The following is a 25,331-nucleotide window of genomic DNA, read 5'->3' on the forward strand; positions in this document are numbered from 1 at the left end:
TCGCCACAGCTTACCCTCGCAAATTCCTGCGTAGTGCGGTTTCGAATGCAAGACAGGCCCCCAACAGCGCGGCGGCCTGCGCGTCGATCAGCCTGACATAGCGGCGAAACGACGGCATCCGGTTCACGACCTCGCTGCCGCCGAACGGCACGATCGCGAGCGTCCAGCGGCCGTCGCGCGCGTCGATCGCGCAGTCGGTGAAGTGCAGCGGCCGCAGCGCGTCGGCCAGCGACGGCTCGGCAAGCAGCGCGGCCAGCGTGTCGATGAATACGGGGTCGCATCCGGACATGGGCGCGGCATCGATGCCCGTGCAGCGCAGCCAGCCGGTCTGCCGCACGCGCGCGCTGCCGTGCGCGGCCGGGCCTCGGGCGGCCGCCGTCACCTTCACGCTGACCGTATGCATCAGGAACTGGCGCTCGACGCGCTCGTCGATGCTGACGCGCACGCCGTTCGGCAGCCGCGCCGTGACGCCGCCGACTCCACCCCCGGCACCACCGGCATCGCGCACGGCCCGCAGATCGGCGAGCACGCGCGCGGCGATCACGCCGGGCCGATGGCCAGGCGGCGGCGCATCGGGCACCGCGCGCCACCGGGCGAGCGCGGCCTTCACGATGCGACGTGCTCGTTGCGCAGCACGTCCTCGACCGGCACCGGCCTGAACGGATGCCGGCGCTGCACGACGAGCGTCCAGAACAGCGCGTACAGCGCGGTGAGCCCCAGCATCGCGCCGAACGGCACGTAGATGTCGCGCGCGTTCATGCCGGGCGGCGTGATGTACCAGATCGCGAGCACGATCCCGACGCTCGACACGATCTGCGGCAGCGGGAACAGCGGCGAACGGTACGGCCGCGGCAAGTCCGGCCGGCGGATGCGCAGCATCACGACCGACGCGGTGACGAGCAGGTACGCGGTGCCCCATGCGCAGGTCGCGGCGAGCACGAGATGCAGGATGCTGTCGAGATTGCCGTTGATCAGCCACGCATGGAAGATCGGCACGATCGCCGACGCGACGATACCGACCACCGGCGTCTTGAAACGCGGATGCAGGTACGCGAAGCAGCGCGGCAGCGCGCCGTCGATCGCCATCCCGTACAGGATGCGCGGCAGCCCGGCCATCAGCGTGTTGATCGTCGCGGCGCCCGCGCACAGGAACGCGATGCCGAACCAGATCCGCCCGAACGGCCCGAGCACCTGCAGCGCGAACGCGGGAATCGCGCCCGGCGTGTCGAGCAAATGCGTGAGGCCGTCGGGGCTCACCGGCACGTTCGGGACCTGGCGGCGGATCGCCGCGCCGTACAGGAACATGCAGATCGCGACGCCGACGAGGCCGAGCGCCATCGCGCGCGGGATCGTGCGGCCCGGCGCCTTCATTTCCGGCGCGAGCGGCGTGACGAACTCGCAGCCGACGAACATGAACATCGCCATCCCGACCAGCGACAGCACGGCCGGGATCGACGTGCCGACTTCCGACCCGCCGAACCAGCCGTCGAGATGCACGGCCGGCGCGGCCGCGAGCCCGAGGATCCCGAAGATCATCAGCGACAGCCACATGCCGGCCGTCAGCACGATCTCGAGCTTGCTGAACACCTTGATGCCGATGATGTTGGTGATCGCGAACGTGACCACGAGGCCGACGCCGACGAGCCACGAACTGTTGTGCTTCTCGAACGCGGCGTTCAGCGATTCGAAGTTCACGAGCGCCATGATCCCGCTCAGGATCGTCTCCGCGGTGCCGGCGAACACGTGCACGAGGAAATACGCGGAAATCGTGCCGGTGATCGCCCAGAAGCGGCCGAGCCCGCACGACAGGTAATCGTAAACCGAGCCGGCCGTCGGCAGCATCGCGGCGGCTTCGGAGAACGTGGTGGCCTGCGCCTGCATCATCACGAACGCGATGATCATCGCGACCGCGAACGCCCAGCCGCCCATCCCGAAGCCCGACGTCGCGGTGAGGATCACCGGGCTCGCCATGATGAGCCCGACCGCGCTCGCCAGCGCGGTCGGAAAACCGACCGCCCCGGCCTTCAATGCGGCGCCGCCGCCTGCTTCAGCCGGCGAGCCGGCGGACGTATCGCCCGCGGCGCCGGTCATTCCCGACCATCCCGACATCGTTGTCTCCTTCGTGGGTTGGCCCGAACCGGCGCTTCGTCGGCGGCCGGGGCCAGATGCTGTGCGGTCGGCCCCGGGCGGTGCTTCAGCGCGTCGATTCCCGGGGCCCCTCGTCGATCACGGCGTGATCCGATGTCGAAAAAATACGCAGGCAAAATAATCCGGTCATAGCGCAAATCGGCAAACCCGCGCTGGCGTTTACCCGCCGCCGCGGGCTGGCCGCCATGCGCTCACGCCGTCACGCGAACGGCACGGCCTCGAAGCCGGCCGCGAGCGCGTCGACGATCCGGTCGAGCTGTTCGCGCTGGATCACGAGCGGCGGCGACAGGATGATCTTCGTGCCGACCGGGCGCACCAGCACGCCGTTCTCGCGCGCGACTTCCGCGACCGCATTCGCATAGCCCGACAGCGGATCGATCGGCTCGCGCGTGTCCTTGTTCGCGACGAGATCGAGCGCGAGCATCAGCCCCTTGCCGCGCACCTCGCCGACCGCCGCGAAGCGTTCCGCGAACGACTGCAGCGCTTCGAGCAGATACGCGCCCTGCTTCGCCGCATTCGCCGGCAGGTCTTCCTTCACGACGATGTCGAGGCTCGCGATCGCGGCCGCGCATGCGACCGGGTGGCCGGCGTACGTGTAGCCGTGCATGATCGCGCCGCCGAAATCGGCATTCGCGGCAAACGCGTCCTCGATCCGCGCGTTCACGACCGTCGCGCCGAGCGGCACGTAGCCCGACGAAATCCCCTTCGCGAGACACATGATGTCCGGGCGCACGCCCCAGCCGCGACTGCCGAACAGACTGCCGCTGCGGCCGAAGCCCGTCACGACTTCGTCGGCGATCAGCAGCACGCCGTAGCGGTCGCACACCTCGCGCACCAGCGGCCAGTAATTGGCCGGCGGCACGATCACGCCGCCTGCGCCCTGGATCGGTTCCGCGATGAACGCGGCGACGGTGTCCGGGCTCTGGAACTGGATCTCGCGTTCGAGCATTTCCGCGCAGATCCGGCCGAGTTCCTCCGGGTCCTGCGTGAACGGGTTGCGGTACAGCCACGGCGTCTCGACGTGGAAGCAGCCGGGCAGGTTCGGCTCGTAGTTGCGGCGGAACACCGTATTGCCGTTCACCGACGCGCCGCCGAAATGCGTGCCGTGATACCCCTGCTTCAGCGAGATGAACTTCGTGCGATCGGCCTGGCCGCGCACCTTCCAGTACTGGCGCGCGATCTTCAGCGCGGTCTCGATCGAGTCCGACCCGCCCGAGCTGTACAGCACGCGGCGCATCCCTTCCGGTTCGAGCATGTCGATCACCTTCTTCGACAGCTCCTCCGCACGCGGATGCGAAATGCCGTCGAACAGCTGGAAGTATTCGAGCTCGTCGAGCTGACGCACGATCGCGTCCTTCACTTCCTGGCGGTTGTGGCCGACGTTCACGTTCCACAGGCCCGCGACGCCGTCGACGAGCTTGCGCCCCTGTTCGTCGAACACGTAGCAGCCGTCGCCGCGCACGATGCGGATCGGCTTGCGCTGTTTCATTTCGTTCGGGTGCAGCATCGGATGCCAGAATTTCGCTTCGTTGTAGCTCATTGCAATCTCCACTGTCGGATCGGTTTTTGCGGTTTTTGGATGGGCCCGCGCGTCAATGCGCGATGCAGACGGATTTGGTTTCGGTGAAGCCTTCGATCGCGTACTGGCCGAATTCGCGGCCGATGCCCGATTGCTTGTAGCCGCCGAACGGCATCGACGGATCGAGCGGGATATGGCAGTTCACCCACACGGTGCCGGCCTCGATCCGCGGCACGAGGTTCATCACGCGTGTCAGGTCGTTGCTCCAGATGCTCGCGGCGAGGCCGTACGGCGACGCATTCGCGAGGCGTATCGCATCGGCCGCGTCGTCGAACGGCACGACGACGATCACCGGGCCGAACACCTCGTCGTGGACGATCGCGCTGTCCGGGTGCGGATCGGCGATCACGGCCGGCTTCACGTAGTAGCCGGGCAAATCGTCGGCCGGCGTGCCGCCCGCGAGGAACGTGAGGCCCGCCCGGCGCGCGCCCTCGATATGCTGGACGACCTTGTCGCGATGGTGCGCGGATACCAGCGGATTGATCTGCGCGGTCGTATCGAGGCCCGCACCGAGCTTCATCGACTGCGCGACGCCGGCGAGCCCGTCCGCGAGTTGCGCGAACTTGCTGCGATGCACATAGATGCGGGACGCGGCCGCGCACACCTGCCCCTGGTTGAAGAACGCGCCGGCGGCGACGCCATCGAGCGCCTGCGCGACGTCGACGTCGTCGAGCATCACGATCGGATTCTTGCCGCCGAGTTCGAGCGAGAAGCGCGTCATGTTCTGCACGGCCGCCGCGCCAACCAGCTTACCGGTCGCGGTCGACCCCGTGAACGAGATCTTCGCGATCGACGGGTGGCTCGCGAGCGCCGAACCGCAGACGCGCCCGCCCGTGACCACGTTGAACACGCCGGGCGGCACGCCGGCTTCGCGGGCCAGTTCGGCGAGCCGCAGCGCGGTGAGCGGCGTTTCCGGCGACGGCTTCAGCACGATCGTGCAGCCGGCCGCGAGCGCGGGAATCAGCTTCCACACCGCGATCATCAGCGGGAAATTCCACGGCACGATCGCGGCGACCACGCCGACGGGCTCCTTGCGCGTATAGGCCGTATAGCGCGCGCCGGGCGGGAACGGGATCGACACGTCGAGCGTCTGGCCGGTGATCTTGGTCGCCCAGCCGGCCATGTAGCGCACGTATTCGACGCTCGCGCCGACTTCGACCGCGCGCGACACGTGAATCGACTTGCCCTGGTTCAGTGTTTCGAGTTGCGCGAGCGTTTCGGCGTCGGCTTCGATCAGGTCCGCGAGTTTCAGCAGGATGCGTTCGCGGTCGGCCGGCCGCAGCCCGCTCCACACGCGCGCGTCGAACGCGTGTTTCGCGCTGGCGACCGCGCGGTCGACGTCGTGTTCATCTGCATCGGCGACGGTCGCGAGCCGCTCGCCCGTGGCGGGGTCGTACACGTCGAGCCGGGCAGCCGCGTGCGCGGGCTGCATGGCACCGTCGATGAAGAGGCCGAAGTCGCGCGCAACGAAGGTGCGCACGGTGTCGCTGACGGCGACGAAGTTCGTGTTGCTCATGGGCGTCTCGTTGATTGTCGTGGCTGGACCGCGGGCCGTTGAGGCACGCAGGTGTCGGACCACTGTATCGACGAGGATTCACGCCCGGTGAGCGCAAATTGGCAGCGCGTGATCGACAAGACGATCGCGCAGCGTGCCGCGCGATCCCGATTACAGGAACAACGCCCCGACCAGCTCCGTGCGATTCGACACGCCGAGCTTGCGGTACATCCGCATCAGGTGCGTCTTGATCGTCGGCGGCCCGAGCGCGAGATCGCGCGCGATCTCCTTGTTCGAGCGGCCGTCGCGCACGAGCCGCGCGATTTGTTCCTCTCGGTAGGTAAGCCGCTCCTCGCAGGCGATCTGATGAATCCCGCGCCGTGCACGCAGCAGCGGGCTCAGCGCGGCTTCAGCGACCGGCTGCAGCCGCGCGAGCGCGTCGATCTCGCCGGGCGCGAACCGTCGTGCGGTGCCGTTGCCGTTCGCATCGCCGATGCCGAAGCGCAGCAGCGAGAACGCGCCGACCGTCCGGCCCGCGTCCCGCAGCCAGATCTCGACGACGTCGGCCACGTCGTGCCGCCGCAGAAAACGGGTCCAGTACGCGGACGCAGCGCGTCGTTCGTCGGGCAGTTGGGACGCGAGCGTGACGACCGCGCATTCGCCCGCCGCGCAGCGCGACGGATGCAGCGGATCGAGCATCCGGTAGCGGGCAATATAGGTGCGGTGCATCGATTCCGGCATCCCGAACAGCTCGAAATCGGCCGGCTCGCCGCTCTGGTCGAGCCGGTAGAACACGATCGCCGACGGGCTCGCGAACGCGTCGAACGCGTCCACGCATGCGCGCAGCGCGCGTCGCCAATCGGCGGGAGCGTGGTCGGTGGGGGCGGACAAGGTAGGCATGGGAATCGGCTGGCGCGCGAATGCATCGAATCTCGACGTCCGGGCCAGCGTACCGACGCCGAAAAGCGCCGGTGAGCACAAATCGGCAATTCGTCCCGGGCCGGCCAGGGCGGCCGGTTCAACCGGGACGATACGGGCGCGCGAAGGGGCGCGCGCCTTGGTTCAGCGCGCGTTCGCGGCGAACGTGTCGCAGGCGCTCACCTCACCCGACTCCATCCCGCGCCGCAGCCAGTACACGCGCTGCTCGCTCGTGCCGTGCGTGAAGCTTTCGGGCACGACGTAGCCTTGCCCTTGCTGCTGCAGCCGGTCGTCGCCGATCGCGGCCGCCGCCTTCAGCCCCTGCTCGAAATCGCCGGGCTCCATCAGCCGCTGGTTCGCGCGCTGCGCGTTGTTCGCCCACACGCCGGCAAAGCAGTCGGCCTGGAGTTCCATCCGTACCGACAGCGCATTCGCACGCGACTGGCTCGACCGCCGGCGCGCGGCGTCGACCTTGTCGGCGATGCCGAGCAGGTTCTGCACGTGGTGGCCGACTTCGTGCGCGATCACGTAGGCCTGCGCGAAATCGCCGCCCGCGCCGAAACGCTTGCGCAGTTCGTCGTAGAAGCCGAGATCGATATACACGTTGCGGTCACCCGGGCAGTAGAACGGCCCCATCGCGGTCTGGCCGGTGCCGCACGCGGTCGGCGTCGAGTTCGTGAACATCACGAGCTTCGGCGGTTGGTACTGTGCGTGCAGTTGCGTGTTGAACACGCCCGTCCACGTGCGTTCGATATTGCCGAGCACCTTGCGCGTAAACACCGCGCCGGGATCGTTCGCCGGCGCGCCCTGATGCCGGGTCGGCGCGGGCTGCGCCTGCTGCTGCCTGCCCTGCAGCGCCGACGCGCCTTCGAGCACGACGCGCGGGTCGATCCCGAAGAAATACGATGCGGCCAGCGCGACCACGATCGTGCCGATGCCGATCGTCGCGCCGCGCCCGCCGCCGAACCCGCCGCCGCGTCGATCCTCGACGTTGGCGCTTTCTCTTTCGTCGTCCAGCCTCATTGCCGGCCCCTCCCTGTTCTTGTCGATGGTCCGGCCGCGCCAGCGCGCAACCGGGCGATACGCCGTGGCGACACGAGCCGTCGGCGGACGCGATACCTGCGCTTCGGGCGCCCGGCCGCACCGATCCGGCCGGCCGCACCCTTGCTGGCCGCGCCCTTGCTGGCCGCGCCATTCGTACGACGGAATCGACCGCCGACGCGCCGCGCGTCGTTGCACGCGCCCGCTCACGCTATTTTGCCGGGCTTTCGCGGCTTATCGCAAAAATGTGGAGGATAGAGCGATTCGGCGGCGGACATCGTCAGCCTTTGCAAAATGGGCCTCGGCCGGCTGGGCTCGGTCGTCCGGACGACCCGCGTTCATCCTTTCGGCGGATACCGGCGCGCGCCGGCGCCGCCTAAAGTGGCTGGAACGCATCTTCCCGGAGACCCACATGACGCACCCACCACCCCGCACGATCGCGATTACCGGCGCAGGCACCGGCATCGGCGCCGCGTGCGCGCGCCGCTTTGCCCGCCGTGGCGACCGCGTCGTGCTGATCGGTCGCCGTCCGGCACCGCTCGACGCACTGGCTGCCGAAACGGGCGGGCTCGCGCTGGCCGGCGACGCCGCCAGCCCCGCCGACTGGGCCGGCTTCCTGCCGCGCATCGCCGAACGCTTCGGCCGCGTCGACGCGCTCGTCGCATGCGCGGGCGGCCATGGCATCGGCCGCGCGGGCGAAACCGACGACGCGCAGTGGCGCGACGCGATGCACGCGAACCTCGATACCGCATTCGTCAGCGCACGCGCATGCCTGCCCGACCTGATCGCGCAGCGCGGCAATATCGTGCTGGTCGCGTCGATCGCCGCGCTCGCGGCCGGGCCCGGCGTATGCGGCTACACGGTCGGCAAGCACGCGCTGCTCGGGCTGGCGCGATCGCTCGCACGCGACTACGGCCCGCACGGCGTGCGCGCGAACGCCGTCTGCCCGGGCTGGGTCCGCACGCCGATGGCCGATGCGGAAATGGAACCGCTGATGGCCGCGCACGGCGATTCGCTCGACGATGCGTACGCCCGCGTGAGCGCCGACGTGCCGCTGCGGCGCGCGGCCGATCCCGACGAGATCGCGGCCGTCTGCGCGTTCCTGGCGTCGCCGGACGCGTCGTTCGTGACCGGCGCGACGCTCGTCGCGGACGGCGGCGCGATGGTCGTCGACGTGCCGACGCTCGCGTTCGACCGGCTTTGACGCCACCCGAAGGCGTCACGCGTGCCTGCCCGCTTCCGAATCCATTAACATCGTCCCGATCCGCCGCCTGGCGCGGCACCGCCTCACCGTTCGGGATTCGATGAACATCCGGTTTCTGGAAACCTTCGTCTGGCTCGCGAAGCTCGAAAACTTCCGGCTCACGGCCGAGAAACTGCACACGACGCAGGCCGCCGTGTCGAGCCGCATCGCCTCGCTCGAGGAAGCATTCGACGTGCGCCTGTTCGACCGCAACACGCGCTCGGCCACGCTCACGCCCGCGGGCCGGCGCATGCTGGCCTACGCGGAGCGGATCGTGCGGCTCGACGGCGAAATGCGGCGCGACATCGATGCGGCGAGCGACGCCGGCCTGATCCGGATCGGCGTGATCGAATCGATCGTGCACAGCTGGTTCCCCGCGCTGATGGCGCAACTGCGCGAGCGCTATCCGCGCCTCGACGTCGAGATCACGAGCGACACGACGCTGCACCTGATCCGGCTGCTCAGCACCGACGGCGTCGACCTGATCCTGCAGACCGATCCGGTGCCGGGCCCGGACTTCACGAACCTGCCGCTGGGCGAATTCCCGGTGCGCTGGGCCGCGAGCCCGCGCCTCGGGCTCGGCGGCCAGCCGCTCGACGTCGCGCGCCTGGCCGGGTTTCCGATCATCAGCTTCTCGCGCCACTCGGCGCCGCACGCGACGATCGAGCGGCTGTTCGCGGCGGTCGAACGGCCGGCCAGCATCAACTGCATCACGTCGGTCGCCGCGATGATCCGCCTCGTCGCCGACGGGCTCGGCGTGGCTGCGCTGCCGCCTGCGATCATCGGGCGCGAACTGCACGAAGGCACGCTCGAACTGCTCGACGTCGAACCGGAATTCCCGGCGCTGCCGCTCGTCGCGACGTACCGCAGCCAGGGGCTGCCGGTCGCCGCGCGCATCGCGGAACTCGCGAGCGAAGTCGCGCGTGCGACGGCGGCTGCCGCGAACCTCGCGAAGCCGGCCGCCGCCGATCGCGTCGACGCAACGCCCGCGCGCAGCGCAACCGCGACAAAGACGACTACGCGTGCGAAAACGAAGCCGAAGCGCACGACGAAAGCCGCCTCGTCTGCCGCGCCCGCTGCAAAACGCCCTCCGCGCCGCTCATAAGAAAACCTGTTCACCGCGAATTTGTTTTCTTGTTGGACGGGCGCGGGCCCTCTTCGGGACACTGGGGTTCCTGACATCCCCGTCAAGAGGAACCCCGCGATGACCCGCCTTTCCCTTCCGCACGGCCAACTCTGCGTCTGGACGGATATCGACCCCGCGCACGAAGCCGATTTCAACGCGTGGTACGACCGCGAGCACATGCAGGAGCGTGTCGCGATTCCCGGCTTCACGCATGCGCGGCGGTTCCGCGCGACCGACGGCGGTCCGCGCCGATACCTCGCGCTGTATGTGACGGACGCGCTCGACGTGTTCCACGGCGATGCGTACCGGCGCGCATTCACGCAGCAGACCGCGTGGTCGCTCGCGAACTTCGAACGCATGACGGGCACGCAGCGGCGCGTCGGCGAGCTGACGATCGAGGCCGGCGACGGCGAAGGCGCGCATCTCGCGCTGTTCGTGCTGCCGCCGGATCGCATCGACGTGCCGCAACTGCGCGAGCGTTTCGACGCTGCGCTGCAAGAACCGGGCATCCACGCCGCGCGGCTCTTCCGCACGTCACCGGACCTGTCCGCGCCGATCGGCGCCGCGACTGCCGCCCGTCCGGCCGCCGATGCGCTGGTGCTGATCGAAGGCAGCGACGCAGCCGCCACGCGCCGCGTGGCCGCCACGCTCGCCGCACACGACGACGTGCGCACCTTCGACCTGCTGTGGCGCGCCGCCGCACCGCTGCCCGCCCGGCGACGCGAAACCGAACCGGCCGCCGCTGCCGCGCTGCCAGCCTGAACGCTCGACGCCGACACCCACGCCGGCCCCGCGCTTCACCCCGTCACCCGTCACGACCTGCCCGATACCATGAGCACTCTCGCCCAGCCCGCCGCCCACGCGCCCCGCCGTGTCCGCAACAGCCGACTCGCGACCGCGAGCATGATCGGCACGTCGCTCGAGTGGTACGACTTCACGATCTACAACACGCTCGCCGCGCTCGTTTTCAACCACCTGTTCTTCCCGTCGGTCGATCCGCTGGCCGGCACGATCCTCGCATTCTCGACCTATGCGGTCGGCTACGTGTCGCGCCCGCTCGGCGGCTTCGTGTTCGGCAACCTTGGCGACCGCATCGGCCGCCGCGCGGTGCTGATGCTCACGCTCGTGCTGATGGGCGTGACGACCGCGCTGATGGGCGCGCTGCCGACCTATGCGCAGGCCGGCATCCTGAGCCCGATCCTGCTCGTCGCGCTGCGTTTCGTGCAGGGCGTCGCGCTCGGCGGCGAATGGGCCGGCGCGGTGCTGCTGTCGGTCGAGCACGGCGACCAGAAACGACGCGGGCTGTCCGCGTCGTGGACGCAGATCGGCCCGTCGTTCGGCACGCTGCTCGGCACCGGCTGCATCGCGCTCGTCACGCTGTCGACCACGTCCGACAATTTCCTGTCGTGGGGCTGGCGCGTGCCGTTCGCGGCCAGCGCGCTGCTCGTCGCGTTCGGCTTCTGGGTGCGTCGCGGCGTCGACGAAACGCCGCAGTTCGAGCAGCTCGCCGAATCGCACGCGACCGCCGAAGTGCCCGTCGCCGACGTGCTGAAGTACCACTGGAAGCGCCTGCTGATCGCGGGCGGCTCGCGAATCGGTTCGGATGTGCTGTATGCGCTGATCGTCGTGTTCACGCTGACCTACGTGACGACCGTGCTGCACCTGTCGCGCCCCGTCGCGCTGACGGCCGTGATGATCGGCACCGCGTGCAACGCGCTCGCGGTGCCGTTCTTCGGCGCGCTGTCGGATCGTTTCGGCCGCCGGCCCGTGTATCTCGTCGGCGCAATGGCCGGGATCGTGTGGGCGTTCGTGTTTTTCACGCTGCTCGATTCGGCGCGCCCGGCGGCGATCGTCGCGGCCGTCGCGATCGGCCTCGTGATCCATGCGGTGATGTACGGCCCGCAGGGCGCATTCGTGACCGAACAGTTCCCGACGCGCGTGCGCTATGCGGGTTCGTCGCTCGCGTACACGCTCGCCGGCATCGTCGGCGGCGGCTTCGCGCCGCTCGTGATCGCCGCGCTGTTCCGGCAGACGGGCACGACGACCGCCGTGTCGCTGTACGTCACCGCCGCGCTCGTCGTCACGTCGATCGCGCTCGTCGCCGCGCGCGAGACCGCGCACCGGCCGCTCGAAGATTGAGCGTCGCCGCGAGCCGAATCGTTCCTTCGCACTTCAAACGGATATTCGCATGCCCACCCTGTCGTTCAACGTGATTTCCCTGCAACGCGCGCCGGCCGCCGTCGACGTCGACGTCGAGCGCGTCGTGATCGCCGGCTGGGCCGGCCGCGACCCGGCCGCGGTCCGCGCGCACATCGACGAGCTCGCGGCGCTCGGCGTCGCGCCGCCATCGACCACGCCGTGCTTCTATCGCGTGTCGTCGGCGCTGCTCACGCAGGCGCCGTCGATCGGCGTGCTCGGCGCGCGCTCGGGCGGCGAGATCGAATGCGTGCTGGTCGACAGCCCGGCCGGCACGCTGGTCACGGTCGGCTCCGATCACACGGATCGCGAAGTCGAGGCGTACGGCGTCGCCGTGTCGAAGCAGGTGTGCGCGAAGCCGCTCGGCCGCGACGCGTGGCGCCATGCGGATGTCGCCGATCACTGGGATGCGCTCGAGATGCGTTCGTGGCTGATTACGCGCGACGGCGAGCGGACGGCGTACCAGCACGGCGCGGTCAGCGGCCTGCTCGCCCCCGACGCGCTGTGGCAGCGGTTCGGCGATCGCCGCGCGATGCCCGCGCGCTGCGCGATGTTTGGCGGCACGGTCGCCGTGCACGGCACGATCGCGACGATGGGTGACGGCGATGCGTTCGAGATGGAGCTGCACGATCCGGTGCTCGGACGCAGTCTCGCGCATCGTTATGCGGTCGAGGCATTGCCGGTCGTGGCTTGACGGCGAGCGGAAAACCGCACGGGACGCGGGCACCACGGCTGTCGGTCGTGACGCCTGTTCCTACCTGTACGACTCAAAGCAGTGATAGTCCGGGAAGTTGAACTGCGAGTTGCCGCAGTACAGCACACCGGCCAGGTTGGTACACCCGCTCAATGTGAACATGATTGCTCCCGCAACCGACGCTTTCCAGCCAACGTGCAACATCTCGCCCCCGTTTCCCGTTGATCGACGTTGACGACATGATGCTCATCGGATGCATGCGGGTATGTGGAAAATTGTTGTCCCGCGGGTGCTTCGATTCTGTCTGACGCCCTCCGGTGTCGGGCATGGCCCGATGCACCGGAAAGCGGTCGAGGTGCATGGCTGCGCCTGGCGCAGAAAATGGCGGCGACGCAACGCGCACGCGCCGCCGCCCGTCACGCCTTGAACGTGATCCACGGTTTCAGCCGGACCGCACTGCGGATCAGCCCGGCCTGCTCCTGCGCGTCGATCACCGGCCCGATCGGCTTGTAGGCGTCCGGCGCCTCCTCGATCCGGCGTTCGTCGCGCAACGTCACGCATCGCCATGTACCGGGCGCCTGCTCGGCACGCATCCTTCGCAACGCCTGACGGCGCACGCTCCGGCCCGCGCCGTGGCTGCATGACCACAGCCAGTCGGGATGGCCGAGCCCGGTGGCCAGAAACGACGCGTCGCCCATCGAGCCGGGAATCAGCGCGAGATCGCCATCGCGCGCGGGTGTCGCGCCCTTGCGGTGGATGTTCATGCCGTTCTCGCGCAGCACGACATTGTGCGGCACATCGACCACGAGCGCCGAACCGGTCGCGCCGGTCAGTTCCGCCAGCTCCTTGCGCACCATTTCCGCGAGGACGACGCGGTTCAGCCATGCATAGCGCGCGGCCGTGCCCATCGCGACGAGGTATTCGCGCGCCAGTTCGCCGGACAGACCGTACAGGCCGCTCTCCGGATGCCTGACGCCGGCCGGCCATGCGGCACGCGCGCGATCCATCCAGCGCCGCCCGACGTAGAAGCCGACATCGCGCGAGCCGCTGTGAATCATCACGACGACATCGTCCTTCGCGATCCCGGCGCGGTACGCCACATGCCGGTCGAACACCGCGTCGACGATCTGGAGTTCGACGAAATGGTTGCCCGAGCCCGGCGTGCCCAGGCTCGGGTCGCGAAACATGTCGCGCGAGCCGACGTGCGCGTCCGGCGCATACTTCGCGCTGCCGTCGAACCCGGCGAGACCGATGCACGACGACAGTTCAGCGGCCAGCCGGTCGCGGTCGACCTGCTGCCACAGCCCCTGCCGCGCCACGCGGTCGATGAATGCCGCCGGGCCCGCGTCGAACAGCGCGCGAAATGCGTCGCCACCGACCGGCACGTCCCGGCGATCCGCGAGAATCGCACGGGTCAGCCGCTCGACGAGCGCCGCTTCGAATGGTGCGAGGGCCGAGCGCTTGAGACCCGTCGTGACGAGGCGCATCCCGCAGTTGATGTCGGTGCCGATCGCGGCCGGAATCACGAACGCGTCGTCGGTCGCGACGATCGAGCCGACCGGCGCGACGCCGCCCGGATGGAAATCGGGCGTCGCGCATGCCTTGCAGACGCCGTGGTGGCCATCAGGCGACCTGACCGCGGCGAACGCGAGCAGTTGCTGCACGGCCTTCTCCTCGAGCGGGAGCGAATCGGGCAGCAGCACGGAAGCCTGCGACTGTTCATTGCGCAAATGGTAGATGCCGGCCTGATGGTCGACATGGATGCCTTGCCGCTGCAAGGCTTTTTTCAGACGAGGGAAAGTAGACATCGCTGCTGGAAATGAAAAAGGTACGACGCGACCTCCGGCATTCCGGCGGTCGTGGGTACCTTCCTGCAGCAGCGTCGAGGAAGGAAGCGCGGATCATAGCAGAGCCGCGCGACATCCGCGACGACCGTTGCTCACCCGAGACACCCGAGCCCCGCCAGCGTCGCCTCCACCGCCGTCTCGAGCGGCGTCACCGGCTCGCGGCCGAGCACCGCGGTCACACGCGCGTTGTCCATCCGGATCGGTTCGCGCCACAGGTAACGCATCTCGAGCAATTCGCGCATCGTCGTGACGAACGGCGCGGCCACCCACACGAGCCACCACGGGAAATCGCGCAGCGCCGGCCGCATGCCGTGCCGTTGCGCGATGCGTTGCACGGCCTGCGCCATCTGCATGCCGTCTTCATCCCAATGCCCGCCCAGATGAAAACGCGCGAACGGCTCCAGCGTCTGGCGGCGCTCGATCAGCTCGAGCATCGTGCGGGCCACGTCCGGCACATACGACCATTGATGGCCGACGCCGCGGCTCGGCACGCTGATGGCCGAAACGGGCCGCCCCGGCTTGATCAGCCCCTGCGAGAACCAGCTGTTGCCTAGCTGCGGTCCGAAGAAATCACCGGCACGCACGACGATCGAACGCACGCCGTGCACGCTGGCGTCCTGCAGCCGGCGCTCCAGTTCGACGCGGATCGCGCCCTTGCGCGTCGCCGGATGCTGCGGCGCATCTTCCCGCAGCACCGGAAACGCATCGACGCCGAAGTTGTAGACCGTGCCCGGCAGCACGACGGTGGCCTGCACGGTCCGGGCCGCCGCGATCGTGTTGTCGATCATCGGCAGCACCTGCGTCGCCCAGTTCCGGTATCCGGGCGGGTTCACCGCATGCACGATCACGCTGCAGCCGCGCGCGGCGCGCACCACCGCAGCGCGATCCAGCGCGTCGCCGCGCACCCATGCGATGCCGTCGCGCTCCACGACCTCGGCATCGAGCCCGCGCTTGAGCGCGCGCACCTGCCAGCCCGCATCGCGCAACTGCCGCGCGACTTCCCCGCCGATCCCGCCGCTCGCGCCCAGCACGAGTGCCTGCCGTTGCGTCCCGCCTGCATTTGACAACATTGCCGCTCTCCTTGAATGGCGCCATCACGACACGCATTCTGGCGCGCCGGTCGCTATCAAGGAATTGCCGAACCTGTCGGATCAGCTATACATTTATGCATGACCACCGATCTGAACTGGGAACGCTACCGCACCTTCCTCGCGGTGCTGACGGAAGGCTCGCTGTCCGGCGCGGCGCGCGCGCTCGGCATTACGCAGCCGACGGCCGGCCGCCATGTCGCGGCGCTCGAAGCCGCGTTCGGCCAGACGCTGTTCACGCGTTCGCCGTCGGGCCTGCTGCCGACCGAGGCCGCGCTCGCGCTGCGCGGCCATGCGGAGGCACTGCGCAGCGCGGCGGCGGCGTTCGAGCGCGCGGCGGCCAGCCACGGCGCCGGCGTGCGCGGCATCGTGCGGATCTCGGCCAGCGACGTGATCGCCGTCGAGGTGCTGCCGCCGATGCTCGCGCAGCTCCGGCGCGACCATCCGGGGCTCGTGATCGAACTGGTGCCGACGGACCGCATCCAGGACGTGCTGAAACGCGAGGCCGACATCGCGGTCCGAATGGCGCCGCCCACGCAGGACGCACTCGTCGCGCGGCGCGTCGGCGACATCGAGGTCGGGCTGTATGCGCGCGACGATTACCTCGCGCACCACGGCGCGCCGGCGACGATCGACGCGCTCGCGCATCACGCGCTGATCGGCTTCGATACGGTCACGCCGTTCATCCGCTCGGCGGCGCGTGGCATGCCGCTCTGGAAGCGCGAAGCGTTCGCGCTGCGCACCGACAGCAATCTCGCGCAGCTCGCGATGATCCGCGCCGGCTACGGGATCGGCTTCTGCCAGACGGCGCTCGCGAAACGCGACGCGCGGCTCGTGCGCGTGCTGCCCGACGGGCCCGCGATGCGGCTGGAAACCTGGGTCGTGATGCACGAAGACCTGCGGACGAGCCCGCGCTGCCGCGCCGTGTTCGATGCACTGGCCAACGGGCTGCGTGCGTATGCGGATGGTGAGGTCACCGAGTAGAAAGCCGTGGGCACGAATAGCGCGGCCGCGCGCTATTCGTAGATTTTCCCGGCGAACAGGATATCGGCGATGCGCCGCCAAGGATTGTCGGGCACGTCATAGAAGCGCAGCCCCTCTTCCGACGCCTCGGCCCAGTCGATCATCGCTTCCAGGTATTCGCCGATCGAACGGTTTTCCCAGCCGAGCACCGCGTGCGCGTACGGCGACAGCGGCGAGTCGGCCTCGAGCTGCCGCTCCGTATGCCAGTCATGGCCGAGCACCCGCAGGAAGTGGATCAGCGAACGCTCGTCGACCACGCGCTCCAGCGCATCCTGCAGCTTCGCGGCCATCTCGCGCTTCAGTTCGTCGTTCATGCCTGTGCCCCCCTGGCGCGTCTCTCGATGACGCGCCGCCGCGTGTCGCGCGGCATGGTTTTACATCAGCAGTTGACGCGACAGCACCTCGCGCGCCTGGGTGACGGTCTCGCGCTCGCCCGGCAGCGGCGGCGTCAGCGAAAACACCGCGTCCGGCAGCGGCGGCAGCCGGTATTTGGTGCCGAGCCGCATCAGGCCGTCGCCGATCGCCGACGCGCACAGGCAGCCGACCCCAAGCCCCGCCGCGAGCATCGACTGCAACCCCGCGACACCCGACGCGCTGTGCACGAGCACGTACGGCGTGTGCTGCTCGTCGAGCGAGCGCACCGCGACCTGATGCATCATGCAGTCGTCCGGCAGCAGCACCAGCGGCAGCGGCTCGGGCAATTGCTCGGCGAGCGCCGGCGACGCGACCCACGACAGCGGTTCGCGCCGCAGCACCCAGCGCGTGTCGGCCGACACCGGCCGGAACGGCCCGCTCGACATGTTCATCACCACGCCGAGATCGATCTGCCCGCGTGCGTGCGCCGCTTCGATCTCCGCGCTCTTCATCGCGCTCACGTGCAGGCTCAACTGCGGGTAGCACTCGCGCAGCCGCGCCAGCATGCCCGCCACTTCATTCGTGCGGTAGTAGTCGGTGATCGCGACGCGCAACTCACCCTTGATCGCCTGCCCGCGCAGCTCGTCGAACGCGGCCTCGTTCAGCGCGACGATGCGCCGCGCGTGCTGCAGCAGCCGCGAGCCGGCCGGCGTCGGCTCGACGCCGCGCTTGCTGCGCACGAACAACGGCACGCCGGCGCGCGATTCGAGCTTGCGCACCTGCTCGCTGACCGTCGATTGCGACAGGTGCAGCAGCGGCGCGGCGGCCGTCAGGCTGCCGGCGTCCGCGACCGCCGCGAAAGTGCGCAATTGGTCCAGGTCGAAACCGCGCATCGCCACCCTCCATCCATCGAATAACCCGATGGATGCTACCACTCTTTCCCGCTTTTCCGAATCATGGGCGATGGCCAGAATAAGGAGTCAACGGCCTGCTTGCGTCGATCGCCTATCGGGCCCTCATTCTTTGGATCTGCTTTCATCATGACGAACCACACCCTCGCCCCCTGCGCGCCGGCCGGCGCGGCTGCCGCGACGACGCCGCGCAGCCATCACGGCTGGGCGCTCGTGGTCCTGCTGGTCGGCGCCATTCTGCCGCCGCTCGACTACTTCATCGTGAACCTCGCGCTGCCGGCCATTCGCGACGGCATTGGCGCGCGCCAGGCCGAGTTGCAGCTCGTCGTGTCAGCCTATGCGTGCGCGAACGCGGTCGTGCAGATCACCGGCGGACGCCTCGGCGACCTGTACGGTCGCAAGCGCATGTTCATGATCGGCATGGCCGGCTTCGTGCTCGCGTCGACGCTGTGCGGGCTCGCCGGCAACGGCACGGTGCTGGTCGGCGGCCGCGTGCTGCAGGGCCTGTTCGCCGCGATCCTCGCGCCGCAGGTGCTCGCGACGATCCGCAGCGTATTCAGCCCGCAGGAACAGGTGCGCGTGATGGGCTTCTACGGGTTCGCGTTCGGCCTCGCGGCCGTGATCGGCCAGCTCGGCGGCGGCGCGCTGATCAGCCTGCATCCGTTCGGGCTCGGCTGGCGCGCGATCTTTCTCGTCAATCTGCCGATCGGCGTCCTGGCGCTGATCGGCAGCTGGCGCTTCATCCCGGAAAACCGCGCGCCGCGCGGCCAGCGCATCGACGTGCCGGGCACGGTGCTGATGTCGCTGTTCCTGCTGATGATCGTGTACCCGCTCACGCACGGTCGGGAAGCCGGCTGGCCGCTGTGGATGATCGCGTGCGGCATCGGCGCGCTGCCGATGCTCGGCGCGCTGCTGGCGGTCGAAGCGCGCCGGCTCGCTCGCGGCCACGATCCGCTGCTCGACGTCCGGCTGTTCCGCAACCCGGTCGTCGCGCTCGGGCTCCTGCTCGCGTTCCTGTTCTACATGCTGAGCGCATTCTTCCTGAGCTACGGGATCTATCTGCAGGGCTGCCTGAACTGGTCGCCGCTCGCGTCCGGCTTCGCGATCCTGCCGCTCGGGCTCGGCTTCCTCGCGAGCCCGCTGCTGACGACGCGCCTCGTCGCCCGCTTCGGCGGGTATCGCGTGCTCACGCTCGGCTTCGCGATGCTCGCGGCCGGCGTCGCGAGCGCCGCCGCGCTGGCCCGCGACGGCGCGCCGGGGCCCGGCTTCTATGCGGGCATCGCGGCGATCGGCATCGGGCAAGGGCTCGTGCTGCCGTCGGTCGTGCGGATCGTGCTCGCGGAAGTCGACGCGGCCCGCGCGGGCGTCGCGTCGGGGATGGTCAGCGCGATGCTCCAGATCGGCGCGGCGGTCGGCGCCGCGACGATCGGCGGCGTGTTCTTCGCGCGGCTCGGCGTGCATCCGGCCGCGCTCGACTACGTGCAGGGGTTCAGGGCGTCGATGTTCACGCTGACGATCGTGTTGGTGGGCTGCATTGCATTGTCGATGGCGCTCGGGCCGATGCATCGGCGGCTGCATGCGGATGCGTGACGCCTGACGCGCGACGGAATTGGCCTCGTCAGTCCGACGTCGGCGACAGATGCGGTGCATGCAACGCATGGCCGCTCGCCGGCGTCCGGTTTATTTGCGATGCTCGCGCTGTGCCTGCCGCGCCTCCCATTCGGCCAGTTCGACGCGATAGCGCGCGAGCGCTTCGTCGTACAGGTCGAAGACGCACGGCGAGCAGCCGCTGTTGCAGCAGTCTTCCAGTTCGGGTTGGATGGGCGGGGTCGGACGGGGATCGTCGATGGACGGATCTCCTGAAACTGGGTTCGGCACGGCGTGGTCCGGTAATGTGGAGTGGTCAGTATAGGGCGATCCGGGCCGCCGCCGCTTTCGGCAGGCCGGGCCGGCCGACGATGAACGCCTCCGTCACTGCGCGATCGCCGAGCCCGCCCGCTTGCTCGCCTACTTCACCGGCGCGCCCGGCTTCACCGCCGCCGGCTTGTCGGCCAGCGGCTGCCACGCGGCGCCGAGCGAATACCAGTCGACGCGGCGCGTGAGCGTCATGATGCCGGCGAGGATCGCGAACAGCAGCAGCGAACCGAGCATCAGCGCATTGTCTTCCGACAGCAGCAGCCCGTAGAGCGCCGCGTACAGCATCGCGAGCAGCGCCGTAAACGTCGCGCCGCGCTTCACGCTGTGCAGCACGAACGACAGGTAGAAGCCCAGCAGCCCGATGCATGCGCCGCTCGCCGCGAGATACGCATAGCCGAACGCAATATGCTCGGACAGGCTCAGCAGCAGCAGGAAGAACAGCGCGAGCGACAGGCCGACCAGCGTGTACTGGATCGGGTGAATGCGCAGCCGCTTCACGAGCTCGTACATGAAGAAGCTCGCGAACGTGAGCATCACGAACAACGCGCCGTATTTCGTCGCGCGCTCGGCCTGCAGATAGACGTTCACGGGCTCGATCACCGATACCGACGCCATCTCGATCTCGCCGTCGCCGGTGCCGGACGCCACTTGCTCGCGCGCCTTCGTGTTGAACGACGTCACGTGCCAGTTGCCGACGAAGCCGCGCGCGTCGATCGTGCGGTCGGCCGGCAGGAATTCGCCGCCGAAGCTCGGATGCGGCCACGTCGATTTCAGCGAGAAGTCGTTCTGGTCGCCCACCGGCGCGAACGCGACCGATTCGGCGCCCGCGAGCGGCAGGCCGATGCTGAACGGCACGACCGTCGCGCCTGCGTTTGCGTCCGCCAGCGCCGCGAGATCGAGGTTCGCATGCACGCCCTGGCGCAGGCTCTCGAGCCGCGTGCCCTGCTCCACGTCGATCCGCTTGCCGCCGATGCGCAGGTCGGGCTGCGCCTTCAACCCGCGAAGGTCGCCGATGCCGAGTGCGACATACGCACCGTCGATCTTGAAGCTCACGTGCCCGTCGGCCTGCGGCAGCTTCTTCAGGTCCGGCAGCGGCAGCGTGCCCGTCATCCGGCTGTCGAGCCCGTACACGAGCGCCTTGTGGATGCCGCGATAGCGCACGCTGACCGACAGCGTGCCGTCGACGTTCAGCGTCTTCGGAAACACGAGCAGCCGTTTCGTCTCGCTTTTCAGGCTGGTTTTCGCCTTGCCGCCGGCGCGCACGTCGTCGCTCACGCGCGTGACTTCCGTGTAACGGACGACGAGCACCGGTCCCGTCACCGTCTGCGGCCCCGCGTAGCTCGCCCAGATGCTCTGCAGCGCGTTCTGCCGATAGTCGGCGCGTTCCCGCACGATGCTCTGGACCATCTGCAGCGGGATCAGGATCGCCAGCGCGAGAAACGCGGTGATCATGGACTTGAACAACAGGACTCGATTCATTGCTGGCAGGTACCGGAGTGGAAGGTACGGTCAGCATGCGCGGCCCCGGTGAAGGGCGATTGAAGCCGGCGTGAAGCGAATGTGTGGCGAACGTGAAGCGCGCGGTCAGCCCGCCGACGGCAGCGTGAGCGTCGCGCACGCGCCGCCTTCGGCACGGTTCGCGAGCGCGACCTGGCCGTGGTGCAGCATCGCGACCTCGCGGACGAAACACAGCCCGAGGCCCGTGCTGCGATCCTGCCCATCGGGACGCGGCAGCGAATAGAAGCGTTCGAACACGCGCGACAGCGCATAGTCGGGCACGCCGGGGCCGTCGTCGGCGACGCGCACGACCGCGACGTGCGCCCTGCCCGCCGGCTGCCGCTCGAGCGCGATCCGGATCGTGCTGCCCTGCGGCGCGAAATCCAGCGCGTTGTCGAGCAGGTTGCCGAGCGCCTGCCGCAGCAGGAACGGATCGCCGTCGACGACCGGCGCATCGGCCCCATCAGCCGCATCGTTCGCGTCGATCCGCAGGCTCACGCCGCGCTGCCGCGCGCGCGGTTCGATATCGTCGACGAGTTGGTCGAGCACCGGCCGCAGCGCGACCGGCTCGTGCACCGACAGCCGCTGCTTCTGCTCGACCTCGGCCAGCGCGAGCAGCTTGCGGATCATCTGTTCGAGGCGGCCGGCCTGGCGGCGGATGTTCTCGGTGAAGCGGCGGCGGTTCGCGACCGGCATGTCTTCCTGCAACAGCTCGGCCGCGCCGCTGATCGCGGCCAGCGGGCTCTTCATCTCGTGCGTGAGCGTGTGGATGTAGGTTTCGACGTACTGCCGGTCTTCCAGCCGCTGATGCATGCTTTCGACCGCGCGCCCGAGTTCGGCCAGCTCGTTCGCGCCCTGCAGCGGCATCGACGCGCGCTCGCCGGCCGCGATCGCGCGCGCATAGCGCTGCAGGCGCCGCAGCCCGAGCACCAGCCACCACGTGCACGCGGCGCCGATCAGGATCGCGCCGCCCATCAGCAACGCGCCGTACAGCATGATCTTGCGCTGGCTGCGCGCGATGAACGGCGCGACCGTCTGGTTCGGCTTCGCGATCGTCAGCACGCCGATGATCTCGTTGCCGCGCCGGATCGGCGCCGCCACGTGCATCACGGTGCTGCTGTCGTCGTTCGGATCGCTGCGCGTGCTGCGCGCGCCGTATTCGCCGCGCAGCGTCCGGTACACGTCGTTCCAGCGCGAATAGTCCTGCCCGACCGCGCTGCCGGACGAGTCGTAGCGGACGATGCCGTGCGCGTCGGTGATGTAGAGGCGGTAGCCGATCGCGTTCTTCTGGATGCCCCACACGTTGGCGCTAACCGGGCGCTCGTGCAGTTTCCCGAGCTGCCGTGCGAATGTGCCGTCGGCGATATGGCCGTTCGCCATGTCGTCGGCCGCCAGCGTCGCCAGCACCTGCGCGGTATCGACGAGCGTGTCCTCCATCGCTTCGCGCACGCCGGGCTTCACCTCCTGCACGAATACGCGCAGCGTGATCAGCGCGGCCAGGCCGACGATCAGGAAAAAGCCGAAGAAGATGCGCAGGCCGATATGCATGGGCGGTGCCGGTCGTTACGGTTGCAGCGAATAACCCATTCCGCGATGCGTGCGGATCGGGTCGCGCTCGGGATCGATCGCGCGCAGCTTGGCGCGCAGCGTCTTGATGTGCGTGTCGACCGTGCGGTCGGCCGAATCGAGCGCCTCGTGCCACACGAGATCCATCAATTGTTCGCGCGAGTAGATGCGGCCCGGATGCCGGACCAGCAACGCGAGCAGTCCGAATTCGTAGCGCGTGAGGTCCAGCGCGTGGCCGAGCCACGCCACGCGCGCGCCGTCGGCATCGAGCGTGAAGCCGGCGGCGACCGGTGCAGGCGCGTCGGCCAGCGCGGGTGCGGGCGCCGGCTCCGGTGTGGCCGCCCGGCGGAAGCGGCGCAGGATCACGCGCACCCGTGCGGCCAGCTCGCGCGGCGAAAACGGCTTGACGACGTAATCGTCGGCGCCGATCTCGAGCCCGACGATCCGGTCGATCTCGTCGTGCCGCGCGGTCAGGAAAATCACCGGAATATCGGTGAACGTGCGCAGCCGCCGGCATACCTCGAAGCCGCTGAGGTCCGGCAAGCCGACGTCGAGCACCACGAGATCCACACGCGTGTCGCGCAGGCGGTCGAGCGCCGCCTGCCCGAGCGTGCAGTGGACGGTCTGCATGCCGTCGGTGCCGAGGGCATAGACGATCGTGTCCGCGATCGCCTGTTCGTCTTCGACGATCAGGATGGTGGGCTGAGTCATGGTGTCGGGTTCGGTCTCGGGTCCGGGTCGCGCAATCCGGTGCGACATTGTACGCACGGCCGGCCCCGGCGAGCCCTGCCCGCGGCGCACTACGCGACGCGGCCGCTCACCGGAATCGACGCACCGGTGATCGCCTGCGCGTCGGCCGACAGCAGGAATCCGATCGTCGCCGCGAGCTGTTCGGGCCGGACCCAGCGCGAGAAGTCGGCGTCGGGCATGTCCTTGCGGTTCGGCGGCGTGTCGATGATGCTCGGCAGCAGCGCGTTCACGGTCACGCCGCGATCGAGCAGTTCCGCCGCCAACGCCTCGGTGAGCCGCGCGACGCCCGCCTTCGCGGCCGCATACGCGCCCATTCCCGCGCCGGCCTTGAACGCCGCGCCCGCGCCGATGTTGACGATGCGGCCGGCCGGGCTCGCGACCAGGTACGACAGTGCGGCCTTCGACGCGTTCAGCGCTGTCTTCACGTTCAGTTCATACATGCGGTCCCACGTGGCGGCATCGCCGTCGGCGATCGTCTGCCACACGAATGCGCCCGCGATGTTCAGCAGCGCGTCGACCTGGCCGAATTCGCGGTTGACCGCGTCGAGCGCCTGCACGGCGGCCTGCGGATCGACGAGATCGATGCCGCCGATGCGCAGCGCATCGGCCGGCACGCCGGGTAGCGCCTGCGCTGCCGGAGCCGCGCCGCGGCCGATCAGCGCGACGCGTGCGCCGCGCTCGCCGAGCCACGCGGCCGTCGCGACGCCCAGATGACCGAAGCCGCCGGTAATCGCGACTGCCTTGCCTTTCAGGTCGTGTTCCATCGATGTGTTCTCCTGGATCGAGGGTGATGGGATGAAATGCCGACAGCGTAGCGCCGTTCACGCGTTCGTGCGCACGGGATGAGGGTGCGGTCGCGCGGTTCGTCCGTCGGTGGACCGCGGCTGGCCGGGAGGGAGGGAACTCGGCGAAAGGTCGACGGGAAGCTGGCGGCCATTCGGCGGCGGCATCGCGAAACAGATCGCGACCTATCCGTCGCGAGACGGTGCGATGCCTGCGCGAGTCGACGAGCACGCGGTCGGACGGCCGGGCATAATGCGCGATGCCCGGCACCCATGGCGCGCGGCAAGGCGGCCGGGCTGGCCTGCCCGAAGACCCGCGCCCATCACCGTCTCGCATCCCGAACCTCAACCCGTCCATCCCATGCAAGTACTCGTCATCGGAACCGGCAAGCTCGCCAACGAGTTGCTCGGCTCGCACAAGCTCGACCCGGCCAGCTGTCGCGTGATGCCGTGGTCGGACGCCACGCGAACCGACGCGCGGCGTAGCGACGCCCGCTCGATCGTCGTCCATGCCGGTTCCGGCCGCGAACTCGCCGCGGCGATCGCGTTCTGCCAGGCCACCGCGTCGCCGCTCGTCGAGTTGTCGACCGGCTCCGACCTCGAAACCGGGACGTACGGCTTTCCGGTCGTGCTGTGTCCGAACACGAACATCCTGATGCTCAAGTTCATGAGCATGCTGGAAACCAGCGGCCACCTGTTCCGCGACTGCGAGATCAGCGTGACCGAGTCGCATCAGGCCGGCAAGACGTCCGTCCCCGGCACGGCCGTCGGCATCGCCCGGTCGCTCGGCGTGCGGCCGGAAACCATTCGCTCCGTGCGCGACCCGGCTGCGCAGCGCAGCGAATTCGGCATCCCGGACGATCAGCTCGGCCGCCATGCGGTTCACCGGATACGCATCGACGATGGCGCATGCAGCCTCCAGTTCGAATCGCGCGTATCCGGCGATACGCCCTATGCGGATGGCGTATCGCGGATCGTCGAGGCCGTGCGGCAGCACGATCTCGAGCATCGTCGCTATTCGATCGTCGAATTCATCCGCAACGGCTGGTTGTAGTCGCGGCGCTGGCGTGCGGCACGGCCCCGTGGCGTGGGCCGGCCTATGCCCGCAAATGCCCTCCTATGCCCGCCTATGCCCGCACGGCCCGCGGCCGCCGCC

23 protein-coding genes are annotated in these 25,331 nt (G+C 69.1%); 8 read left to right on the forward strand and 15 right to left on the reverse strand.

Going from position 1 to position 25,331, the window contains the following annotated elements:
• Positions 1–10 precede the first annotated feature (10 nt).
• From JYG37_RS22585 to ypfJ, 6 genes are all read right to left on the reverse strand, one after another.
• Complete coding sequence (locus JYG37_RS22585) at positions 11–610, reverse strand: DUF3156 family protein (RefSeq protein WP_213346460.1); 600 nt, start codon at positions 608–610, stop codon at positions 11–13.
• Complete coding sequence (locus JYG37_RS22590) at positions 607–2,109, reverse strand: APC family permease (RefSeq protein ID WP_089489526.1); 1,503 nt, start codon at positions 2,107–2,109, stop codon at positions 607–609. Before JYG37_RS22590 ends, JYG37_RS22585 begins: the two co-directional genes overlap by 4 nt.
• Before the next feature lie 238 nt (positions 2,110–2,347).
• A complete protein-coding gene (locus JYG37_RS22595) occupies positions 2,348–3,688 on the reverse strand; it encodes an aspartate aminotransferase family protein (protein ID WP_124592955.1) in 1,341 nt (446 codons plus the stop codon).
• Between the two features lie 52 nt (positions 3,689–3,740).
• A complete protein-coding gene (locus tag JYG37_RS22600; RefSeq protein ID WP_050017440.1) occupies positions 3,741–5,243 on the reverse strand; it encodes an aldehyde dehydrogenase family protein in 1,503 nt (500 codons plus the stop codon).
• 150 nt (positions 5,244–5,393) lie between these two features.
• On the reverse strand, positions 5,394–6,122 hold the full coding sequence (locus JYG37_RS22605; RefSeq protein WP_124555969.1) for a helix-turn-helix transcriptional regulator: 729 nt from the start codon (positions 6,120–6,122) through the stop codon (positions 5,394–5,396).
• Between the two features lie 162 nt (positions 6,123–6,284).
• Complete coding sequence (gene ypfJ / locus JYG37_RS22610) at positions 6,285–7,163, reverse strand: KPN_02809 family neutral zinc metallopeptidase (RefSeq protein WP_213346461.1); 879 nt, start codon at positions 7,161–7,163, stop codon at positions 6,285–6,287.
• 430 nt (positions 7,164–7,593) lie between these two features.
• Here ypfJ and JYG37_RS22615 point away from each other — a divergent pair, with 430 nt between their 5' ends.
• The 5 genes from JYG37_RS22615 (at position 7,594) to JYG37_RS22635 (ending at position 12,440) form a co-directional block, all read left to right on the forward strand.
• Positions 7,594–8,385 carry an SDR family NAD(P)-dependent oxidoreductase gene (locus tag JYG37_RS22615; protein WP_050017506.1) on the forward strand — a complete coding sequence of 264 codons (792 nt, stop codon included), beginning with the start codon at positions 7,594–7,596 and terminating at the stop codon, positions 8,383–8,385.
• Between the two features lie 100 nt (positions 8,386–8,485).
• A complete protein-coding gene (locus JYG37_RS22620; RefSeq protein WP_050017438.1) occupies positions 8,486–9,529 on the forward strand; it encodes a LysR family transcriptional regulator in 1,044 nt (347 codons plus the stop codon).
• Positions 9,530–9,628: 99 nt separating this feature from the next.
• Positions 9,629–10,312 (forward strand): DUF4286 family protein, encoded by a 684-nt coding sequence (locus JYG37_RS22625; RefSeq protein WP_213346462.1) that lies wholly within the window; start codon positions 9,629–9,631, stop codon positions 10,310–10,312.
• A gap of 57 nt (positions 10,313–10,369) precedes the next feature.
• The gene (locus JYG37_RS22630; protein ID WP_089489528.1) at positions 10,370–11,689 is read left to right on the forward strand and encodes an MFS transporter; all 1,320 of its coding nucleotides are present in this window, start codon (positions 10,370–10,372) and stop codon (positions 11,687–11,689) included.
• A gap of 49 nt (positions 11,690–11,738) precedes the next feature.
• Positions 11,739–12,440 (forward strand): DUF2848 domain-containing protein, encoded by a 702-nt coding sequence (locus JYG37_RS22635; RefSeq protein ID WP_213346464.1) that lies wholly within the window; start codon positions 11,739–11,741, stop codon positions 12,438–12,440.
• Positions 12,441–12,856: 416 nt separating this feature from the next.
• Here JYG37_RS22635 and JYG37_RS22640 read toward each other — a convergent pair whose 3' ends face one another.
• Together JYG37_RS22640 and JYG37_RS22645 are read right to left on the reverse strand one after the other, a co-directional pair.
• On the reverse strand, positions 12,857–14,248 hold the full coding sequence (locus JYG37_RS22640; RefSeq protein WP_050017434.1) for an RtcB family protein: 1,392 nt from the start codon (positions 14,246–14,248) through the stop codon (positions 12,857–12,859).
• Between the two features lie 131 nt (positions 14,249–14,379).
• Complete coding sequence (locus tag JYG37_RS22645; RefSeq protein ID WP_050017433.1) at positions 14,380–15,357, reverse strand: NAD-dependent epimerase/dehydratase family protein; 978 nt, start codon at positions 15,355–15,357, stop codon at positions 14,380–14,382.
• A gap of 99 nt (positions 15,358–15,456) precedes the next feature.
• Between JYG37_RS22645 and JYG37_RS22650 the strand changes: the two genes are divergently transcribed.
• On the forward strand, positions 15,457–16,359 hold the full coding sequence (locus JYG37_RS22650) for a LysR family transcriptional regulator (RefSeq protein WP_050017432.1): 903 nt from the start codon (positions 15,457–15,459) through the stop codon (positions 16,357–16,359).
• A gap of 32 nt (positions 16,360–16,391) precedes the next feature.
• Here JYG37_RS22650 and JYG37_RS22655 read toward each other — a convergent pair whose 3' ends face one another.
• Both JYG37_RS22655 and JYG37_RS22660 read right to left on the reverse strand, forming a co-directional pair.
• Positions 16,392–16,712 carry a DUF7660 family protein gene (locus JYG37_RS22655; protein ID WP_050017431.1) on the reverse strand — a complete coding sequence of 107 codons (321 nt, stop codon included), beginning with the start codon at positions 16,710–16,712 and terminating at the stop codon, positions 16,392–16,394.
• 60 nt (positions 16,713–16,772) lie between these two features.
• Positions 16,773–17,645, reverse strand: a complete 873-nt coding sequence (locus JYG37_RS22660) for a LysR family transcriptional regulator (RefSeq protein ID WP_050017430.1) — start codon at positions 17,643–17,645, stop codon at positions 16,773–16,775.
• A 147-nt stretch (positions 17,646–17,792) separates the two neighbouring features.
• On the opposite strand from JYG37_RS22660, the gene JYG37_RS22665 reads away from it, so the two are divergent.
• Positions 17,793–19,253, forward strand: a complete 1,461-nt coding sequence (locus JYG37_RS22665; protein ID WP_213346465.1) for an MFS transporter — start codon at positions 17,793–17,795, stop codon at positions 19,251–19,253.
• 90 nt (positions 19,254–19,343) lie between these two features.
• On the opposite strand, the gene JYG37_RS22670 is transcribed toward JYG37_RS22665, so the two are convergent.
• The 5 genes from JYG37_RS22670 to JYG37_RS22690 all read right to left on the reverse strand — a co-directional run bounded on the left by JYG37_RS22670 (position 19,344) and on the right by JYG37_RS22690 (position 24,157).
• The gene (locus JYG37_RS22670; protein WP_080334376.1) at positions 19,344–19,541 is read right to left on the reverse strand and encodes an oxidoreductase-like domain-containing protein; all 198 of its coding nucleotides are present in this window, start codon (positions 19,539–19,541) and stop codon (positions 19,344–19,346) included.
• Between the two features lie 129 nt (positions 19,542–19,670).
• Positions 19,671–21,059 carry a cell envelope integrity protein CreD gene (gene creD, locus JYG37_RS22675; RefSeq protein ID WP_213346468.1) on the reverse strand — a complete coding sequence of 463 codons (1,389 nt, stop codon included), beginning with the start codon at positions 21,057–21,059 and terminating at the stop codon, positions 19,671–19,673.
• 105 nt (positions 21,060–21,164) lie between these two features.
• Positions 21,165–22,625 (reverse strand): two-component system sensor histidine kinase CreC, encoded by a 1,461-nt coding sequence (gene creC / locus JYG37_RS22680; protein WP_050017427.1) that lies wholly within the window; start codon positions 22,623–22,625, stop codon positions 21,165–21,167.
• A 15-nt stretch (positions 22,626–22,640) separates the two neighbouring features.
• Entirely contained in the window at positions 22,641–23,354 is a 714-nt protein-coding gene (gene creB / locus JYG37_RS22685) for a two-component system response regulator CreB (RefSeq protein ID WP_050017426.1), read from the reverse strand.
• A gap of 89 nt (positions 23,355–23,443) precedes the next feature.
• Positions 23,444–24,157: an SDR family NAD(P)-dependent oxidoreductase gene (locus JYG37_RS22690; protein WP_176015816.1), complete on the reverse strand. Its 714-nt coding sequence runs from the start codon at positions 24,155–24,157 to the stop codon at positions 23,444–23,446.
• 379 nt (positions 24,158–24,536) lie between these two features.
• On the opposite strand from JYG37_RS22690, the gene JYG37_RS22695 reads away from it, so the two are divergent.
• On the forward strand, positions 24,537–25,229 hold the full coding sequence (locus tag JYG37_RS22695) for a dihydrodipicolinate reductase C-terminal domain-containing protein (protein WP_050017424.1): 693 nt from the start codon (positions 24,537–24,539) through the stop codon (positions 25,227–25,229).
• Positions 25,230–25,331 lie beyond the last annotated feature (102 nt).

This window comes from Burkholderia sp. LAS2 (assembly GCF_018417615.1).
Taxonomy (GTDB): Bacteria; Pseudomonadota; Gammaproteobacteria; order Burkholderiales; family Burkholderiaceae; genus Burkholderia; species Burkholderia sola.

Bases quoted from the DNA above. Each gene is read 5' to 3' on its own strand.
- JYG37_RS22590 (WP_089489526.1), bottom strand. From the start codon at position 2,109: ATGTCGGGATGGTCGGGAATGACCGGCGCCGCGGGCGATACGTCCGCC.
- JYG37_RS22595 (WP_124592955.1), bottom strand. From the start codon at position 3,688: ATGAGCTACAACGAAGCGAAATTCTGGCATCCGATGCTGCACCCGAAC.
- JYG37_RS22600 (WP_050017440.1), bottom strand. From the start codon at position 5,243: ATGAGCAACACGAACTTCGTCGCCGTCAGCGACACCGTGCGCACCTTC.
- JYG37_RS22605 (WP_124555969.1), bottom strand. From the start codon at position 6,122: ATGCCTACCTTGTCCGCCCCCACCGACCACGCTCCCGCCGATTGGCGA.
- ypfJ (WP_213346461.1), bottom strand. From the start codon at position 7,163: ATGAGGCTGGACGACGAAAGAGAAAGCGCCAACGTCGAGGATCGACGC.
- JYG37_RS22615 (WP_050017506.1), top strand. From the start codon at position 7,594: ATGACGCACCCACCACCCCGCACGATCGCGATTACCGGCGCAGGCACC.
- JYG37_RS22620 (WP_050017438.1), top strand. From the start codon at position 8,486: ATGAACATCCGGTTTCTGGAAACCTTCGTCTGGCTCGCGAAGCTCGAA.
- JYG37_RS22625 (WP_213346462.1), top strand. From the start codon at position 9,629: ATGACCCGCCTTTCCCTTCCGCACGGCCAACTCTGCGTCTGGACGGAT.
- JYG37_RS22635 (WP_213346464.1), top strand. From the start codon at position 11,739: ATGCCCACCCTGTCGTTCAACGTGATTTCCCTGCAACGCGCGCCGGCC.
- JYG37_RS22640 (WP_050017434.1), bottom strand. From the start codon at position 14,248: ATGTCTACTTTCCCTCGTCTGAAAAAAGCCTTGCAGCGGCAAGGCATC.
- JYG37_RS22645 (WP_050017433.1), bottom strand. From the start codon at position 15,357: ATGTTGTCAAATGCAGGCGGGACGCAACGGCAGGCACTCGTGCTGGGC.
- JYG37_RS22650 (WP_050017432.1), top strand. From the start codon at position 15,457: ATGACCACCGATCTGAACTGGGAACGCTACCGCACCTTCCTCGCGGTG.
- JYG37_RS22655 (WP_050017431.1), bottom strand. From the start codon at position 16,712: ATGAACGACGAACTGAAGCGCGAGATGGCCGCGAAGCTGCAGGATGCG.
- JYG37_RS22660 (WP_050017430.1), bottom strand. From the start codon at position 17,645: ATGCGCGGTTTCGACCTGGACCAATTGCGCACTTTCGCGGCGGTCGCG.
- JYG37_RS22665 (WP_213346465.1), top strand. From the start codon at position 17,793: ATGACGAACCACACCCTCGCCCCCTGCGCGCCGGCCGGCGCGGCTGCC.
- creD (WP_213346468.1), bottom strand. From the start codon at position 21,059: ATGAATCGAGTCCTGTTGTTCAAGTCCATGATCACCGCGTTTCTCGCG.
- creC (WP_050017427.1), bottom strand. From the start codon at position 22,625: ATGCATATCGGCCTGCGCATCTTCTTCGGCTTTTTCCTGATCGTCGGC.
- creB (WP_050017426.1), bottom strand. From the start codon at position 23,354: ATGACTCAGCCCACCATCCTGATCGTCGAAGACGAACAGGCGATCGCG.
- JYG37_RS22690 (WP_176015816.1), bottom strand. From the start codon at position 24,157: ATGGAACACGACCTGAAAGGCAAGGCAGTCGCGATTACCGGCGGCTTC.
- JYG37_RS22695 (WP_050017424.1), top strand. From the start codon at position 24,537: ATGCAAGTACTCGTCATCGGAACCGGCAAGCTCGCCAACGAGTTGCTC.